We start from the raw sequence: 17576 nt of genomic DNA on the forward strand, positions 1-17576 counted from the left end.
CATTCTCCTTTCTATCCGATTGCTTTTAATGGATCGATTTTTACGATCGTTCTAACAGAGAAGAGTGCCCCTAAAATAGCGACAATCAACATCATCACACTAATCACACCGAAAAACAACCAGTTACTTTGGAATGGCACAGCATCTGGTAGAACCAGTGAAGTGACGAACGTTCCAAACAATCCAAGAGCAACACCGAAAAATGAAAGTAAGAACGTTTGGGCAACTACTGAACGTGCAATAAATCCACCAGTAACGCCTTGCGCTTTCAGTACACCAAAAATATTGATTTTTTGCATGGTCAATACATAAATGAAAATACCGATTACGATTGCTGCAATCACGATCAAAAAGCCAATCATGAAACCAAACGTCAACACTTGTGCATTGTATCCTGGTAATTCATTGATAAATGTCGAAATACTGATTTTCTCTAGATCATCCGGTAAGCTATCCACATCTCCTCGCACGACCACTGCATTAATACGAGCATTATCAGTTGCATCTTGTTTCTCAAATCGTATCTCTTGATACGCATTGATCGTTGTATAGACGACAGGAGAGACATTGAATTTGGCATTCTCAGTAAATCCAGTCAATTTAAATGTCTTGTCGCTTCCTGATAATTTGATCGTATCTCCAACGTCCAGACCATATTCTTCTTTTAAACTGATATCACCGACTGCTTCATCGTTTGACTGGAATTCTTCTCCTTCCACGATATTCGGCATGATGAATTGGTTTTGGTCAATCCCAAAAAAACTTACATTGACTTTATCCGCATCGGGACGATCTGGACTCGTGACTACTCCAGGTGTCTGAGCTAAGTAAGCCACTTGATCTCCCTTCACTTCTTCTGCCATCTTTTTCGTGATCATCGACATCCCTAAGTTTGTATTGGCATCCTTGGATAAGACAATGGTATCTGCCTCCCATTTATCTACAGCAGTTCGATTGTCTTGTGCCAACCCGTAGGCTAATCCTGTCAAAAAAAAGACAAGGTACGCAATTAGAAACATGACGCCAGTCACTAAGGCGTAGCGTAATTTTGAATGAATGATTTCATTTAATGCTAAAAACATAAAATTCCCCCTAAAAATTTATCAACTGATAAATATATATTATCACTTGATAAATTTTTAGAGGAATAATCTGCTCAGGATAATCAATAAAAGAATAAATAATTGAGTTGATCATATTCAATAAGGAATATATCAATCGTTTATTTCCAAGTTTCACCAAAAAAGTGAGGTTAAAATCCCGATTCTTTTAACATTGGTAATAGATATTCTTTCGCTTTTAAAATCTGACTTTCATAATCACTATCCTGACCACTCCACATTTCAATCAAGAAAGGTCCTTCGTAATTTACCCGTTTCAATGTTTTGAATACACCAAAAAAATCAACACAACCTTGTCCAAAAGGAACGTCTCTGAACTTACCTTTACTATTTGCGGTTACTGGTTGCGTGTCTTTCAGATGGATCGAAGTAATGTATTCGATGCCTTGTTCAATTTCAATAGCTACATTATTTTCTGGCCAAGCAGATAGATTTCCTAAGTCAGGATACACTTGTAAATAAGGAGAAGGAATTTGTTTTTTTATCTCCATGAACTTACGAATCGAATTCATAAATGGGTCATCCATGACTTCAATCGACAAAATTATCCCATATTGTGCCGCCTCTTTGATACTGGCACGCATCCCTCTGATAAACGCTTCTCTTGTCTCTATTGATTTTTCTTCGTAGTAAACATCATATCCCGCTACTTGTATGATCCTAATACCTAACCGATACGCAAGTTGTATCGCCTTTTTCATCATACATAAGGCTTTTTCCTGTTTTTTGATATCCGCTGAACCGAATGGGAAACGCCGATGCCCACTCAGACAAAGGGAGTGGATAGAAATACCTGAAGACTCGATTGCTAACTTTAACTCAGCGATTTGCTCATTTGTCCATTCTAAACGAGCCAATCGTTCCTCGCTTTCGTCAATCGATATTTCCAGAAAATCAAACCCCAATTCTTTTACTGCATCTAACCGCTCTTGCCACGACCATCCGCTAGGCAACGCCTTTTCGTAAAGTCCCATTCTCGCCATCTCATTCTCCCCACAGTCGCTTGATCTCGTTTTGGAATGCTTGTGCTTGCGTGATAGGATCTGCACAAGCCGTCAATCCTCGACCGACAATAAAATGAAAGATCGGCATCCCTTGGAACAAGGCTAACGTTGAAATTGACAGCCCACCAGTTACTGATACTTGAAAACCTAAATCGATCAATTGTTGGACGAGCTTCAGATCCTTTTCTCCCCAAACTTCCCCAGCTAACAAGGCATCTCTGCTTTGATGATAGACGACCTGAGAAATCCCAATTTCTCGCCATTGTTTTGCTTGTTCCATTGTCCACTCTCCATATAACTCTACTTGGAGTGCTTTGACTTTCTTTTGTGCGGCTCGCATGGTGGCAAGAGATGCACAGCAGATCACGGTCATGAAATCAGCACCAGCCTTCGCTACGTTCTCAGCTACAGTTTCGCCTGCGTCGGCACATTTTGTATCCGCAACGAGCGTTTTTTCTGGAAACATTTGTCTCATACATTCGATTGCCTTATTTCCTTCTTGGAGACAAAGGATGGTACCTACTTCGATCACATCGACGATTTCTCCAATTTTCTTCACATCTGCTAATGCATATGCTAACGTGTTATGATCCAAAGCAATTTGTAGTTTTGGTCGTTTCATCTAATTCTCCTTTGATTTCAATTCTTTGTACAATGTTGTTTCTTTGAATTTCTCACAGATCTCAGTAGGTGACATCACATTTTTGATTCCAACGACCGTCACACCTCGCTCGATTGCTTTCATGAACATTGGCATAAAATTAAGTGGTGTAAACACGACATCATACTGACTAGCAGAACTTTTACCTTCAGATATCGGACAATGATGGATTTTGCTTACTGTAATATTCAATTCTCTCATTGCCTTTTCCACACTACGCATCATCATTAAACTTGTACCAGAACCATTCGCACACGAAACTAAAATTCTCATTTGCTTTCCCTCCAATTAATTATTTTCTCCAAATTTCTCTTTATATTTTTGATAATCCTCAACGATCAAGAAATACCCTTCTGGATTTTTTCGATATTGCAATTGGGGAATGAGTAATAGACCTATGACGACTAATACGACACCTGCATATCCTAAAAATTTCATCATTACTGTAAAAGCTGGCCAAGCACTCGCCCAATCAAACATACCGATGTATCCTCCGTAACGAGACAATCCGATCCACGTTGCAAAGAGTGCAGAACCACCGACTTGGATCAGCCCTGATAAGAACGGGAACAAGCATGCCGCTTTGAACCCGCCACGATTATTAGAGAAAACAGCGATGACCGCATTATCAAAAAATAGCGGGATGAATCCAGCAATCACGATCGTTGGTGATCGGAAGACGATCAATAAGATGATCATCAAGAATTGTCCTAATGCACCAAATAAAAATCCGATCGTTACAGCATTTGGTGAACCGAAACCGAAAGTTGCAGCCACGTCGATCCCCGGCACAGCCCCTGGTAAAATAGTATTTGAGATTCCTTGGAAAGATTGTGTCAACTCATCCACAAAGGTCCGGACACCAAGTTGTAAAATGGCTAAATACACTGCAAAGTTCAAGGAAGTTGTCAGTATGTAGAAAACGAAACTTTGTCCTGGTGCCATAAACTCCGACTCGATCAAATACTCTTGTCCTAGTACCAACAATATGATGCCAAAGAAGAACAACATCAATAAAGAAGTTGCCACCATATTCTCGTTGAAGATGGATAAGAAACCTGGAAGTTCCATATCTTCAAGCTTCTTATCAGCTTTTCTATTCCCACTTTTTTTACGACTGTTTTTTTGCCACCACTTCGCTAAGGTGGAAAATAGGTATACCCCAAACATCTGTTGGTGAGCAATCGCAAAACCAGCACCTTCCGTCAGTTCTTGTGTCACACCAACAGTCAAATTAGAAGCAACTGCCCAGTAACACCCTAAAATAATCCCCATAAACACTAATACTTCTACTCTTCCTAACTCAGGAAAACAGAAAAGTAAAATCCAAAAAGCTGTAGCTGCTTGCTGGATCTGGACATTACCTGTCGTAAAAACAGCTCGGAGTTTCGTATATTTTTGGAAACGAACTAACAGGATATTCAACACGAATGCAATCAATAATAAAATCATCACATCACTGAATGTTCGCCCAAACGTCTCCATCAACCCTGCATCTACAGCATTTTGACCAAAGTAGGGATCAGTCACCATCGCCTCAAGATCAAAACGATCCTTTAAACCGACTAAGATCGGCCGGAAATTGTTCACTAATCCGCCTGAACCTACAGCTAAAATCAAATAACCTACAGTTGCTTTCAAAAAACCAGCTAGACATTCATATAATGGTCGACCAAGGAGTACATACCCTAATAAAACGATCGAACCGATCAAGTAGGCTGGTTGAGTTAAAATATTTGTCGCAAAATACGTCCATATCTCCATCAAGATCTCTCCCATATTTTTCCGTTACCAAAAAACCAGAATAAATCATCAAACGATGCTAGATGTTATGGTTTTCGTGTAGACGGTCTCCCTCCCTTACATCGTATTTTTTAGTTGAAAATTTATCTTTTATGTCCATTTGCTTTCCGTCTAATGTTCCTCATCAACCAAACTTATCAAGTAACAGGCTATATCTTCCTATGTTGGCTCGTATTTCTCCATGATTACTTGATAATCTTCGATCGTTTCTGTCGCAAGTAGCGCTTCGATCAAACCATCTTGCATCAGTAATTCTGATAATGATTGAATGTTTTTCAAGTGTTGGTCCGGCTCTTTGGCTGCTAAGGTGAAGAAAAGACTGGCAGACTGTCCCCCTTCTTCAAAAAGAACGGGAACTTTCATTTTAGTAAAGGAAATCGCTGTTCCAAAAACATTTGAGCCACCTTGCATGGCATGAGGCATAGCAACGTGGGGAGCAATCAGGATATATGCGCCATGTTCTTCGATACTGCGAATCATTTCTTCTACGTATACATGATCGATGATTCTTTTTTCTAATAAATGGCGACTACTCTCCTCAATTGCCATTCGCCAATCAGCGATCGTAGTTTCTACATAATTGACTAAGCCATTCTCATAAAAATATCTCAACATATTTACAAACAGCATCAAGCAATCATTCGTTCGACAACGGCGTATTCTTATCAAGAGACGACTTTATCTTACGTTCACTTGCTTTGATACGTTCTTCCTCCTCGCTTTTACTTTCACTTACAAAAAATCTCGGTTCAGCTGATTTTTTGTCATCTATCTCTTGTTCTCCTATAAAAATGATGGAAATGGCGTATCATTTTCTTGGGTGAAGACATCATGGAAGCCACGATCAAAATTGAAGGCTAAGTCTTGTCTGTTATCTGGATACGTATATTTACCACCTACTTGCCAAATATAAGGAGAAAACTGATAAGCCAAACGGTCTTTTTTCATACGCCATAATTGAGTGATCTCGCTAGGATCAGCCATGAAATTTGACCAAATATCATAATGGACTGGGATCACTACTTGAGCTCTTAGCGATTCTGCCATTCTCAACAAATCACTAGCGGTCATCTTATCAGTGATACCACGCGGATTTTCACCATATGCACCTAGACAAACATCGATTTGATGTTCATTGCCATGTTTGGCAAAGAGGTTGGAATAATGGGAATCCCCTGCGTGGTAGATCGTCCCTCCCGATGTTTTGAAAAGATAATTGACAGCGATCGTATCCATTTCTTGAGGCAACTGATCTTTTAATTGCACATTAGGATCATCATGCGTGATCAATGCCGTACGATCAAAGGCTTCCAACGCAACGATCTCTAGTTCATTGATCAAAGCGATATCACCCGGTTTGACCACCTGAGTCTTTTCTTTAGGTATCCCCCAAGATAGCCATGTTTCTACTACTGCTTTGGGGCCAATAAATAAAGCCTCTGGACAATTTTGATGAACAGCTGCGGCAGTGTGGATATCCAGATGATCGGAATGGATATGTGTTACCACTAATGCATCCACATTTTTGATCGCAAATGGGTCGATCACAAAAGGTTGTGTACGTAAATTCGGTTGCATCTTTTCTGTACCGCTCATACGCATCATCTGATGCCCTTTTTTCATCTGTCCGTTCCCGTGGGTCCGTTTACCTGTCCCACACCATAAGTCACAGAGGATATTTGTGCCTTCATGAGTCTTCAGCCAAATCCCTGTACACCCTAACCACCATATAGATACGCTTTTTTCTTTTACTTGTTCCATTTCGATTTCTTCGTTCAGATAGGTTCCCCATTCTGGAAAAGTCGAACGCAACCAATCTTCTTTTGTTACTTCTGATACATTCATGCGCCATTGCCCCCTTTTTACTTTAGGTATACATAAATAATAGAGCGCTATCATAACGATTGGAATAGCTTTATATGACTGTTATTACTTTATGTGATTGTTTACATTTTTTTTATGCTCGTATAGCTATAATCAGTCATATAGAGAAAAAAATTAATAGAAAAGGAAGGATAACAATGAAAAATTCTCTGTCGGCGATTGAAAAAAGACGTAATAAAATACTTGATCTATTACAAGGGCGCAATCAAATGACCACGATCGAACTGTCTGAAAAGCTTCATGTCTCCCTTAGTACGATTCGTCGTGATCTGACATTATTAGAAGAAAAAAATGAGATTATTCGTGAACACGGCTATTGCCTCTTCAACTATGACAATCAGACAAATTTTGATCTATCTGGACCAACGTGGATCAAGCATCAAATCGCTCGTTTTGCTAGTCAATATATTGGAGATTATGACACAGTATTTATCAATTCAAGTTCCACTGCCTTGGCTACACTTGATTATTTAGAATCGGATCACGTCACCGTCGTAACGAATAATTTAAAGGTCGTTTCTTGCGTCAGACCAGGAAACTATACTTATATCCTCACTGGTGGCGAATTACGTGTACCTAAAGAAATTTTGGTTGGAGACATTGCCGCTCGGACATTAGCAGATATGAATGCAGATGTTTGTATCATCGGATGTAGCGGAGTAGATTTGGATAATGGTGTGACGACAAAAATTTTAAATGAATCTAAAATCAACGAATGGATGATCAAAAAGAGTAGTAAATGTCGTATCCTTGTTGCAGATCATCGCAAGATTGGCCGGACTTCACAATTTAAGATCGCTGATGTCTCTGCCTTTGACTATTTGATCACCGATCAGCATTGTTCACCTAAACTTGCAAAAAAAATCGAACAACTAGGTGTCACTGTTATTCGAGTGAGTTTGTAAAAAAAGAAAAATTTTACCAAAGTTGCTAACAGATAAAAAACAGATATCAATATATCCACTTTTTGGATTCAAGCATCCTGAGCATACTTCCCCTCTCTCATAGCAGTGTTTCTTCGTTCAGTTAAATAAAATAAAACAGATTATTTGCCTGTTTTAAAAACAAGGCGTAGTATAAAAATGTAAACGCTGACAAAAAAACGATATTATTTATTGATCGATACTAAGAAAGAAGGATTGTTTTATGGAAATGATTTATCAAGCTGGCTCACAAGAAGGGCAAATCAGTTTTATCAATACAGAAGATTTAGAAATGGCAGCAGCTCAAGTGATTCCTACTGGCGGATACGGTTATATCAGTAGTGGTGCCGGAGATCTCTTTACGTATCAAGAAAACGTGCAATCATTCAATCATCAATTGATTATTCCTCATGTTTTAAAAGATGTAGAAATTCCAGATACAACGACTTACTTTGACCAAGAAACATTGTCTGCCCCAATCATCATGGCGCCTATTGCAGCTCATGGTTTAGCGCATACAAATGCAGAAAAAGCTTCAGCTAAAGGAGTCGCTGATTTTCATACGATCTATACAGCGAGTTCTTACGCTTCATGTACATTAGAAGAAATCCGCGAAGCCGGTGGTCCAGACGCACCACAATGGTTCCAGTTTTACATGAGTAAAGACAACGGCATCAATTTAGATATTCTAGAGATGGCCAAACGTAATGGCGCAAAAGCAATCGTTTTGACAGCTGATGCAACTGTTGGTGGTAATCGAGAAACCGACCTTCGCAATGGCTTCACCTTTCCTTTGCCAATGCCGATCGTTCAAGCCTATCAATCAGGAGTCGGACAAACGATGGACGCAGTTTATAAGTCCTCAAAACAAAAATTAAGTCCAAAAGATGTGGAATTTATTGCCGCTCATTCTGACTTACCCGTTTATGTAAAAGGTGTGCAATCAGAAGACGATGTCTATCGTTCATTAGATGCGGGCGCAAATGGCATCTGGGTATCTAATCACGGCGGTCGTCAGTTAGATGGTGGTCCAGCAGCATTTGATTCCTTGAAATATGTAGCAGAAGCCGTAGATAAACGTGTGCCTATCGTCTTCGACAGCGGCGTTCGTCGTGGTCAGCATGTCTTTAAAGCAATTGCTTCTGGTGCCGATCTAGTCGCAATCGGTCGCCCTGCCATCTACGGTTTAGCTCTTGGTGGAAGTACCGGCATCCACCAAGTATTCGACTTCTTCAAAAAAGAACTAGAAATGGTGATGCAACTAGCTGGAACGCAAACCGTCGAAGATATCAAAAATGTGACATTACGGGAAAATCGTTTCTATTAAACTAAGGAATCTTTAGAATAAGAACGAGAGAGCTATTACCTTAGCCATCTCACACGCTTGAAACTGAATACACCGTCAGCAAAAAGACCGCCTTCAAAATAAGCCAGAAGGAGGTCGAGACAGAAGTATTTAGCCTCGAGAAATAAGGTGCCATCCACGAAAATTGTTTTTCAAATTTTTGTGGATGGCGCCTTGTTTTTCGAAGAGGTTACTTCTGGCTGATTTAGCGGTATTGAATACTGTTATCATACCCTCTACTTTTATAGAAACTACATACATATATCAGCTATATATAGTGTTATATGAGTTATCCTAAATATACGCTTCACCTTTTGCAAACAAAGTTGTCTCTCCACTGATCATCACGCGATCTCCTAACCACTGACAAGTCAAGAACCCACCTCTAGGAGAAAGTTGTTGAGCAACTAGGTCATTCTTTCCTAGCGTTTGCGCCCAATAAGGAATCAAATTCGCATGTGCCGAACCACACACTGGATCTTCATTGATCGTTAGTTTTGGAAAAAAGGTTCTGGAAACAAAATCTTCGTTCTTTCCTTTAGCTGTAACGATTACCCCGACACCTTCTTTTAATTGCGTCATTGCCGTATAGTCAGGCGTCAGATTTGCCACTATCTCTTCATCTTCTAAAACAAAAAACAAGTCCCTTGCCAGATAAGCTTCTTTTATGTTGGCACCAAGCACTTGCTCGTATTCTGGTAATATAGCGACCGGTTCCGGTAAGATACTTGGAAAATCCATCGCATATTTTTGCTCTTTTTGTGTGACATATAGATTACCACTTTGCGTTGAAAATGAAATCGTGGATTCACTGATGCCATAGAAATGGAACAATACAAATGCAGTGGCTAAAGTCGCATGACCACATAAATCGATTTCACGCTCTGGAGTGAACCAACGTAACTCATAGCCCTTCTCTTTTCTAACGGTAAAGGCGGTTTCCGATAGATTGTTTTCGATGGCGATTTTTTGCATGACATCATCAGGTAGCCATTCGTCTAATACAAAGACCGCCGCAGGATTTCCTTTGAACACTTCATTGGTGAAGGCGTCAACTACATAATAGGGTAAATTCATTTATAAACTACTCCTTTACTTTTTGATAAATATATTCGGCGCAACATAAATCTTCCACTGCTAAGCCAACAGCATCGAAGATCGTGATCGCTTGTTCGTCTGTTCTCCCTGTCTTCTGCCCGGTGACTAATTCACCTAGAGAACCGATAATGCTTTTCTGGTCAATCTTCCCTTCTGTCAGCGGAATCAAATAGTCGCCACTTTCCGTTTTGACCGCTTGATAATCATCCACATACAATTGTCCAGATGCTATCAAATCACTCGTTAATTCACGGGTATCTGGTGTAAATGTGCCGATCGCATTGATGTGTGTACCAGGTTGAACATCGTTTTTTGATAAAAAAGCATGTCTACTAGGTGTTAAAGTACAGATAATATCTGCTTCTATGTTCGCTTCAGTCAACGTGGAACAATCAATAAAGCACAGTTCAGGATATTTATTTTGCTGTTCTAGGATAAATTGTTTTCTTCGTGCTTCATCTAAGTCATAGACAAACACCCGATGAATCTTTCGGACACAGGTAATTGCAGCTAGATGCGAAGCCGCTTGTTGCCCTGATCCAATCAATGTGAGTGTATCTGCCGATGACTTTGCTAAGTAGTTCGTGGCTAATGCTGAAACTGCTGCTGTTCGTATCCAAGTGACTGCACTCGCATCGATCATCGCGACAGGTTGCCCATTTTTTGAATCGAAAAGTATGATTTCACCTAAATGTGAAGGTAGCTTTTGTTTGTGATTGTTTGGAAATGCCGTAATGATCTTAGAACCAAAGTAACGATCACTTCCTAGATAAGCAGGCATCATCGCAAAGATATTTTGGTCTTCTCCATCTGGCAATTGTTGGACCATTCGCTTCTCTTGAGAAATCTTTCCGACTTGAAAATCTTTAAAACACTGTTCCATTACTTTGATTGCTTCTGCAAAACTAAAATGAGTGATTACTTCATGACTATCGATGATTTGCATATTTCCCCTCCTTTTTTTCTATCCTAGCGTTCGGAAACAATACATTCAATGATATAATTGTATGGAATACAATTTTGAAAGAAGGAACGAGTATGTCAATCAACTCTTATGAGAACTATCCATTGACTTGGCGTCCAGATAGAAAAAAGTTACATCGCCCAATCTATCAATCCCTTATCAAGCAACTAGAAGCTGATATTTTATCCAATAAATTACAAAAAAATACAAGGTTGCCTTCCCAAAGAGAATTAGCTGATTTCTTAGACATCAATTTCACAACGGTTGGTCAAGCTTATAAGTTGGGCCTAGAAAAAGGGTTGCTCTATACAAGTATCGGGAGTGGTACGTTTGTTTCGCCAAATGCGTTTACCTCCATCACTATTTCCTCTGATCAAGTACCTGATCATATCATTGATTTTGGGTTAGTCAGTTCATTTGATGAATGCAACGAAATGATTGCGCCTTTTATTCAAGCCGTCGCCCAAAATCATGCGACAAGCGGACTTCTTAGTTACCGTGAACCTTTAGGGACAAACTATCAATTGACGATTGCCAAAAATTGGTTGGAAACACAAGGTGTCTATACTTCAAATGACCAGATCGCTATTGTTTCAGGAGTTCAAAATGGCTTGGCAGTCACTTTGGCTGCTCTGTTTTCTCCAGGAGATCGTTTGGCAGTTGATCGCTATACTTATTCAAATTTCATTGAACTTGCTCACCTTTATCATATGGAAATCGTACCGATTGATTTTGATGCGGAGGGTATGCTTCCTGAATTGCTTGAACAAGAATGTCGAAAAAAAGAAATCCACGGTATTTTTCTGATGCCTTCTTGCAACAATCCCATTGGTTTTCAACTATCTGCAGAACGGAGGCAACAGCTAAAAGAAGTCATTGCAAAGGAACAATTGATCGTGATCGAAGACGACATCCATTCTTTTTTAACTACCTATAATCAAAAGACGCCACTCCCTTCATTCCAACAGTTACTTCCTGAACAAACGATCTATCTTGCTGGAATGACCAAGTTTATCTGTGCAGGCATGCGTGTTGCTTTTCTAGTATTTCCCGAAAAGTACAAACAAAAGATCCAACAGGCAATTTTCAATATTAATGTCAAAACCTCGAGTTTAGATACTGAGATCGTCACGCAAATCTTATGTTCTAAAACCGCACAGAATATACTAGAAACAAAAACCAAATATACAAAACAAGCAAATGAACGATTCGATACACTTTTCAACTTGCCACGACCGACCAATCCACTTCCTTTTTATCGACATATCGCTGTTCGAAATGACCTGTCTCCAGAAACAATCGAACAAGCTTTTTTAAATAAAGGGATTCGTATCTATCATTCGCATCGTTTTACAACACAACCGCAACATGATCCTTTTATTCGAATTGCTTTATCCTCTAATCCTTTGGAAGTTTTAACAAGAGGGCTTGAGATCGTCAAAAAAGAAATCGTTCACTTTCAACGATGATTTACCCCATAAAATCAAAACGATCCAACTGGTTCTTTTTGTTTTTAACTGATCGAAACCACAGCGAAGAAGAGGTCGGGACAGAAGTGTTCAGCCTCGAGAAATAAGGCGCCATCCACGAAAATTGTTCTTCAAATTTTTGTGGATGGCGCCTTATTTCCGAAGAGGTTACTTCTGTTCCCGCCGTTTATTCGTTTTAGGTGGTAGGAGAGAACCAATGTCCCACTCTCCTCTTTTTTTCTTTTGTCATATAAAAAAAATTTATCATAACTACCTCTTTTGACTATAGTCGCGAGTGAATCCTATACTTCGTATGTATTAAAACTTAGGAGGAATCACTCATGCTAACAGGGTTAAACTTATTAAATAATCCATTTTTAAATAAAGGAACTGCTTTTACAAAAGAAGAACGTCAAAAATACGGGATTGCCGGAATGCTTCCTAGCACAGTCCAAACATTAGAACAACAATCTGTGCAAGCATATGGCCAATACCTAAGCAAACAAACTGATTTGGAAAAACGTATTTTCTTAATGAACTTATTCAATACAAACCGTACACTTTTCTATAAATTGATGGGGCAACATTTAGTAGAATTTATGCCGGTAGTATATGATCCAGTGGTCGCAGATGCAATCGAACAATACAATGAAATTTTCTTAAAACCACAAGATGCTGCATTTCTTTCGATCGATGAACCAGAATTGATCAAAGAAAGCTTGAAAAATACCGCAGCTGGTCGTGATATTCGTTTGATCGTTGTTACAGATGCAGAAGGAATCCTTGGTATGGGTGACTGGGGCGTCAATGGTGTTGACATCGCAATCGGAAAATTAATGGTTTATACCGCAGCTGCTGGTATCAATCCAGCGCAAGTATTACCTGTATCGATCGATGCTGGTACCAACAATGAAGAGTTATTGAATAATCCGTTATATCTAGGAAACAAACATGCGCGTGTCGAAGGTGATTCTTACTATGAATTCATCGACCAATTTGTTTCATCTGCTACAGAGCTGTTTCCTGAATTATTGTTACACTGGGAAGACTTTGGTCGTGGCAATGCCGCAACGATCTTAGAAAAATATGAAGACAAAATCACGACATTCAATGATGACATCCAAGGAACAGGGATCGTCGTACTAGCTGGTGTACTTGGCGGATTGAATATTTCTGGTGAAGCCTTAAAGGATCAAACAATCCTAACATTTGGAGCTGGAACAGCTGGAGTCGGTATCGCTAATATCTTATTAGATGAAATGATTCGTCAAGGTGTGCCAGAAGAAGAAGCACGCAAACACTTCTATCAAGTGGATAAACAAGGTTTATTATTTGAAGATACTGAAGGCTTGACTCCTGGACAAATTCCTTTTGCACGTAAACGTTCAGAATTTGCTAATAGTGAAGAATTGACTAATTTAGAAGCAGTTGTCAAAGCGATCCACCCAACGATCATGATCGGTACATCTACTCAACCAGGGGCATTCACAGAAGAAATCGTTAAAGACATGGCAAGTCATACACCACGACCAATCATCATGCCTTTGTCTAATCCAACAAAACTGGCAGAAGCAAAAGCAAAAGATTTGATTGAATGGACAGATGGAAAAGCATTAGTCGGAACAGGTATCCCTGCGGATGATGTGGAGTACAATGGCGTGACTTATCAAATCGGACAAGCAAATAATGCATTGATGTATCCAGGATTAGGACTTGGTTTGATTGCTTCAACAGCTACTCGTGTGAATGCTGAGATCATCTCACAAGCAAGTCGTGCATTAGGTGGGATCGTTGATGTTACAAAACCAGGGGCAGCTATTTTACCACCAGTTGCAAGAATCACTGAATTCTCACAAACGATTGCTGAAACAGTGGCTCAATCAGTCGTCGATCAACAATTGAACCGTGAAGAAATCACTGACATCAAAGCAGCTGTCGAAGCAGCCAAATGGGTACCCGAATATCAAGATCTAGAAGCGTAACTAGCTCACCACGCTAATTACTCTTTCACACTATTTGGTACTCGATCACCTTTGAACAGATAGAAATTTGAACTAAAAAAAAACGCATGACAAACATCAGTTCCTTGGATCCTTCAGGCTTGGAGAAATAGGAAAAACAACTATTTTTCAATGAATCGATCCAAGGGGTGTTTTCTGCCGTTAAAAATTGGAGTTGATTGAGGAACAGAATGGACTGTTTTCCAGTTAATTCGCAACTCCTCTTACGTTAATCAAAGAAAGGATCTGTAAGAATGTTACATCAAGAACAAACGACTTCTACAGTCGAAAAGGCAAAAAAAGAGGGGTTTTGGGAAACAAAAATCAGCGGTGTTAGCTTACCTATTTATTTGATCATGGTTCTCGTCCTCATCGTTGCAATGGCATTAGGAAAATTACCAACAAATATGATTGGCCCAATCGCTATCCTCGTCATTTTTGGGAATCTTTTCCATTTTATCGGTACAAAAATCCCAATCGTCAAAAGTTATTTAGGTGGTGGCTCTGTTTTTGCGATCTTCGCTTCCGCAGCTATCGCAACCTTTGGCATTTTACCTGATTATGTCGTGAAATCAACTGAAAACTTTGTCAACAACATGGGCTTTTTAGACTTTTATATCGCTGCTTTGATTACCGGAAGTATTCTAGGAATGAACCGTAAATTATTGATGAAAGCTTCCGTTCGTTTTATCCCTGTTGCACTTATTTCTATGGTTGTCTCATTTTTTGCGGTTGGACTAGTGGGAATGTTGATTGGTAATGGCTTCGCTAATTCCGTATTATACATCTCTTTACCTGCTATGGCTGGTGGTGTAGGTGCTGGTGCTGTTCCACTATCAACTATTTACGCAAACGTCTTAGGAACAGACGCTTCTGCTATTATTTCACGTTTGATCCCTGCAACCGCAATGACAAATGTCCTTGCCATTATCGGTGCTGCTTTAGTGGCTCGTGCTGGACAATCCATGCCAAAATTGAATGGTAATGGGAAACTGATGGAAAAAGGCGATCTAGGCGACGGCAAACCACGCAATGTGAAACCTTCTATCCCTCAATTAGGTGTTGGTTTGATGGTTTCGATCACCTTCTTTATTCTTGGCCAAATCGGTAATTACTTTGTACCGAAAGTTCATGCGTATGCTTTTATGATCATTATCGTAGTCATTTGTAAAATCACCAATATTCTTCCTGAATATTATGAAGATGCAGCGATCATGTTCAATAACTTGATTGTTAAAAACTTAACAGCAGCTGTTTTAGCAGGTATCGGGATTGCCTTATTGAACTTGAATGTTTTAGCCTCTGCTTTAACATGGCAATTCGTCGTACTTTGCTTGACCAGTGTCATCGTCATCTCTCTTGTATCTGCTTTTGTCGGTCGTCTATTCGGACTTTATCCGATCGAATCAACGATCACAGCAGGACTATGTAACAACTCTATGGGTGGTACAGGAAATGTTGCCGTCTTATCCGCAGCAAACCGTATGGAATTGATTGCTTTTGCTCAAATGGGCAATCGTTTAGGCGGAGCGATCGTCTTGATCATTTCAGGATTTTTGATGCAACTATTCTCTTAATTCGAATGAATCATAACCACCCTTCAAAAGGGTGGTTTGCTCTAGGGCTATAAGCCCTTAACACCGGCCAGCGCCTAAAGACGCTGGCTTTCTCATTTCATGTTCAAGCCATATTGCCTTTGTCACTTTTGCCTACCTTTAAAAAGGTGTTTGTTCTACTCTTTAACCCTTAAAAGGGTCTTCATATTCTCGAACGCTCAATTTATCTAGCGCTATATCATGTTTCTCCTGTTCTTGAATGTATTTCCTTATGGTCGCTTCATTCAATCCCACAGTGCTTACATAATATCCTTCTGCCCAAAAATGTCGATTGCCAAATTTATATTTTAAATTTGCATGCTTATCAAAAATCATCAATGCACTCTTTCCTTTAAGATAACCCATAAAACTTGACACACTTATTTTTGGCGGGATACTCAATAACAGATGGACGTGATCTGGCATCATATGTCCCTCCAAGATTTCTACTCCCTTGTACTTGCATAGTCGTTTGATAATTTCTTGAATACTTGCTCGATATTGATTATAGATGATTTTTCTTCTATACTTTGGTGTGAATACAATGTGGTATTTGCACAACCACTTTGTATGGGCTAAACTATTTGCTTTATTAGCCATTTCTTTTCCCTTCCTTTCGTTATCAATATGACCTGAACAATCATATTTTAACGATAGGAAGGGCTTTTTGGTAGAACCTTTTATTCCCCACCCGCATAGCAGGTGGTTTTCTGTTTCACTCGCTTTGCGAGCTCAACTTGGTCTAAAGACAACAATGTAAAAAAACTTCTCGATTCTTATTCGAGAAGTTTTTTTGTACGATGATATTCATGATTCCTTTAGAAATAGTTTTTGCCATTTTGTTGAATGATAGCCGATACGTTCATAAAAACGATGTGCCTCGTTGCGATGTTCGCCAGAGTTTAGTCGAACACCAAAGTAGCCACGTTCTTTTCCTTGCTTCTCAACACTCTCCATCAATCGTCTGCCAATTCCTTGATGTTGCGCTTTTGAAGAAACTGCTAATGCTAAAATATTGAACAACGTTGGACTTAACAATGTTGCATACTTTTGGGCATGGACATATCCTAATACTTTCCTCGTCCCTTCTTCCTCATAAACATCAATGACATAGATCTCTGGCTGTGCCAAGATACATTTTAATTGCTTCGTTGTTTCCGAAAGTGGCATCTCATACCCTAATTCTTCCTTATTTAGCTTGTTTATGGTTTCTGCATCCTCCACACGAGCAGTTCTGATCATTTTGTTCTTCCTTTCTTCTCTAAGGTTAAGTACTATGCTAAAGATAGTATGGATTTTTCTATCGAAATAAACCATGGTCAATTCCTTGATCAAAAGAATGATAAAAAAAGAGAAACCTTGTCATTTCAAGGTTTCTCCACTATTTTAATACTATTCTTCTTCTTCAGCCATGAATGTATTGAAGACCTCTTCGATCATATCCCATTCAGCATCTGTTTCGATTTGTTCTAATTCGCCTTCTGTTCCGTCTTCGTTTTCAACGTAGGCATAGGCTTGTAATTCTACATCTTCATCTTCCGGTACGCCGGCTGGATAAAGCAATACGTAGTTACGACCAAATTCTTCTTGTCCATCGACTGTTAACAAGATTTCGTATAATGTTTCATTTCCTTGATCATCGACCAATGTGATATGTTCATGTCCTTCATGATCATGTGTATGATTGTGTTCTGCCATTAGAACCCCTC

Annotated in this window: 17 protein-coding genes; 5 read left to right on the plus strand and 12 right to left on the minus strand. The window is 39.5% G+C overall.

The genetic code is table 11. The annotated features are described in order from the left end of the window. Window positions 1-11 precede the first annotated feature (11 nt). The 7 genes from IGI79_RS10205 to ulaG all read right to left on the minus strand — a co-directional run bounded on the left by IGI79_RS10205 (window position 12) and on the right by ulaG (window position 6434). Window positions 12-1082, minus strand: coding sequence for an ABC transporter permease (locus IGI79_RS10205; protein ID WP_271553633.1), 1071 nt, complete (start codon window positions 1080-1082; stop codon window positions 12-14). A 170-nt stretch (window positions 1083-1252) separates the two neighbouring features. Further along, window positions 1253-2104, minus strand: coding sequence for an L-ribulose-5-phosphate 3-epimerase (locus IGI79_RS10210; RefSeq protein ID WP_438845922.1), 852 nt, complete (start codon window positions 2102-2104; stop codon window positions 1253-1255). Between the two features lies 1 nt (window position 2105). Then, entirely contained in the window at window positions 2106-2747 is a 642-nt protein-coding gene (locus IGI79_RS10215) for a 3-keto-L-gulonate-6-phosphate decarboxylase UlaD (protein WP_438845923.1), read from the minus strand. Next, entirely contained in the window at window positions 2748-3059 is a 312-nt protein-coding gene (locus IGI79_RS10220) for a PTS sugar transporter subunit IIB (protein WP_104871789.1), read from the minus strand. Between the two features lie 15 nt (window positions 3060-3074). Then, window positions 3075-4565 carry a PTS ascorbate transporter subunit IIC gene (locus IGI79_RS10225; RefSeq protein ID WP_438845924.1) on the minus strand — a complete coding sequence of 497 codons (1491 nt, stop codon included), beginning with the start codon at window positions 4563-4565 and terminating at the stop codon, window positions 3075-3077. 183 nt (window positions 4566-4748) lie between these two features. Beyond that, window positions 4749-5204, minus strand: a complete 456-nt coding sequence (locus IGI79_RS10230) for a PTS sugar transporter subunit IIA (RefSeq protein ID WP_438846072.1) — start codon at window positions 5202-5204, stop codon at window positions 4749-4751. Between the two features lie 168 nt (window positions 5205-5372). Continuing rightward, window positions 5373-6434, minus strand: coding sequence for an L-ascorbate 6-phosphate lactonase (gene ulaG, locus IGI79_RS10235; protein ID WP_438845925.1), 1062 nt, complete (start codon window positions 6432-6434; stop codon window positions 5373-5375). A gap of 176 nt (window positions 6435-6610) precedes the next feature. Between ulaG and IGI79_RS10240 the strand changes: the two genes are divergently transcribed. Beyond that, window positions 6611-7378: a DeoR/GlpR family DNA-binding transcription regulator gene (locus tag IGI79_RS10240; RefSeq protein WP_438845926.1), complete on the plus strand. Its 768-nt coding sequence runs from the start codon at window positions 6611-6613 to the stop codon at window positions 7376-7378. A gap of 241 nt (window positions 7379-7619) precedes the next feature. Beyond that, window positions 7620-8723: an alpha-hydroxy-acid oxidizing protein gene (locus IGI79_RS10245; RefSeq protein ID WP_271553623.1), complete on the plus strand. Its 1104-nt coding sequence runs from the start codon at window positions 7620-7622 to the stop codon at window positions 8721-8723. Window positions 8724-9035: 312 nt separating this feature from the next. On the opposite strand, the gene IGI79_RS10250 is transcribed toward IGI79_RS10245, so the two are convergent. After that, window positions 9036-9818 carry a PhzF family phenazine biosynthesis protein gene (locus IGI79_RS10250; RefSeq protein ID WP_438845927.1) on the minus strand — a complete coding sequence of 261 codons (783 nt, stop codon included), beginning with the start codon at window positions 9816-9818 and terminating at the stop codon, window positions 9036-9038. Between the two features lie 7 nt (window positions 9819-9825). Beyond that, a complete protein-coding gene (locus IGI79_RS10255; protein WP_438845928.1) occupies window positions 9826-10785 on the minus strand; it encodes an ornithine cyclodeaminase family protein in 960 nt (319 codons plus the stop codon). 92 nt (window positions 10786-10877) lie between these two features. On the opposite strand from IGI79_RS10255, the gene IGI79_RS10260 reads away from it, so the two are divergent. The 3 genes from IGI79_RS10260 (at window position 10878) to IGI79_RS10270 (ending at window position 15849) form a co-directional block, all read left to right on the plus strand. Next, window positions 10878-12272, plus strand: coding sequence for a PLP-dependent aminotransferase family protein (locus tag IGI79_RS10260; protein ID WP_438845929.1), 1395 nt, complete (start codon window positions 10878-10880; stop codon window positions 12270-12272). A 341-nt stretch (window positions 12273-12613) separates the two neighbouring features. Further along, on the plus strand, window positions 12614-14254 hold the full coding sequence (locus IGI79_RS10265; RefSeq protein ID WP_438845930.1) for a malolactic enzyme: 1641 nt from the start codon (window positions 12614-12616) through the stop codon (window positions 14252-14254). A 272-nt stretch (window positions 14255-14526) separates the two neighbouring features. After that, window positions 14527-15849, plus strand: coding sequence for a 2-hydroxycarboxylate transporter family protein (locus IGI79_RS10270; protein ID WP_104872777.1), 1323 nt, complete (start codon window positions 14527-14529; stop codon window positions 15847-15849). Between the two features lie 162 nt (window positions 15850-16011). Here IGI79_RS10270 and tnpA read toward each other — a convergent pair whose 3' ends face one another. From tnpA to IGI79_RS10285, 3 genes are all read right to left on the minus strand, one after another. After that, entirely contained in the window at window positions 16012-16467 is a 456-nt protein-coding gene (gene tnpA, locus IGI79_RS10275) for an IS200/IS605 family transposase (RefSeq protein WP_100917284.1), read from the minus strand. Between the two features lie 207 nt (window positions 16468-16674). Further along, window positions 16675-17109, minus strand: a complete 435-nt coding sequence (locus tag IGI79_RS10280; protein ID WP_195274336.1) for a GNAT family N-acetyltransferase — start codon at window positions 17107-17109, stop codon at window positions 16675-16677. A gap of 150 nt (window positions 17110-17259) precedes the next feature. Beyond that, entirely contained in the window at window positions 17260-17565 is a 306-nt protein-coding gene (locus IGI79_RS10285; protein ID WP_010734809.1) for a DUF1292 domain-containing protein, read from the minus strand. Window positions 17566-17576 lie beyond the last annotated feature (11 nt).

The sequence above is a fragment of the Enterococcus sp. AZ084 genome, assembly GCF_051714905.1.
Taxonomy (GTDB): Bacteria; Bacillota; Bacilli; order Lactobacillales; family Enterococcaceae; genus Enterococcus_B; species Enterococcus_B pernyi.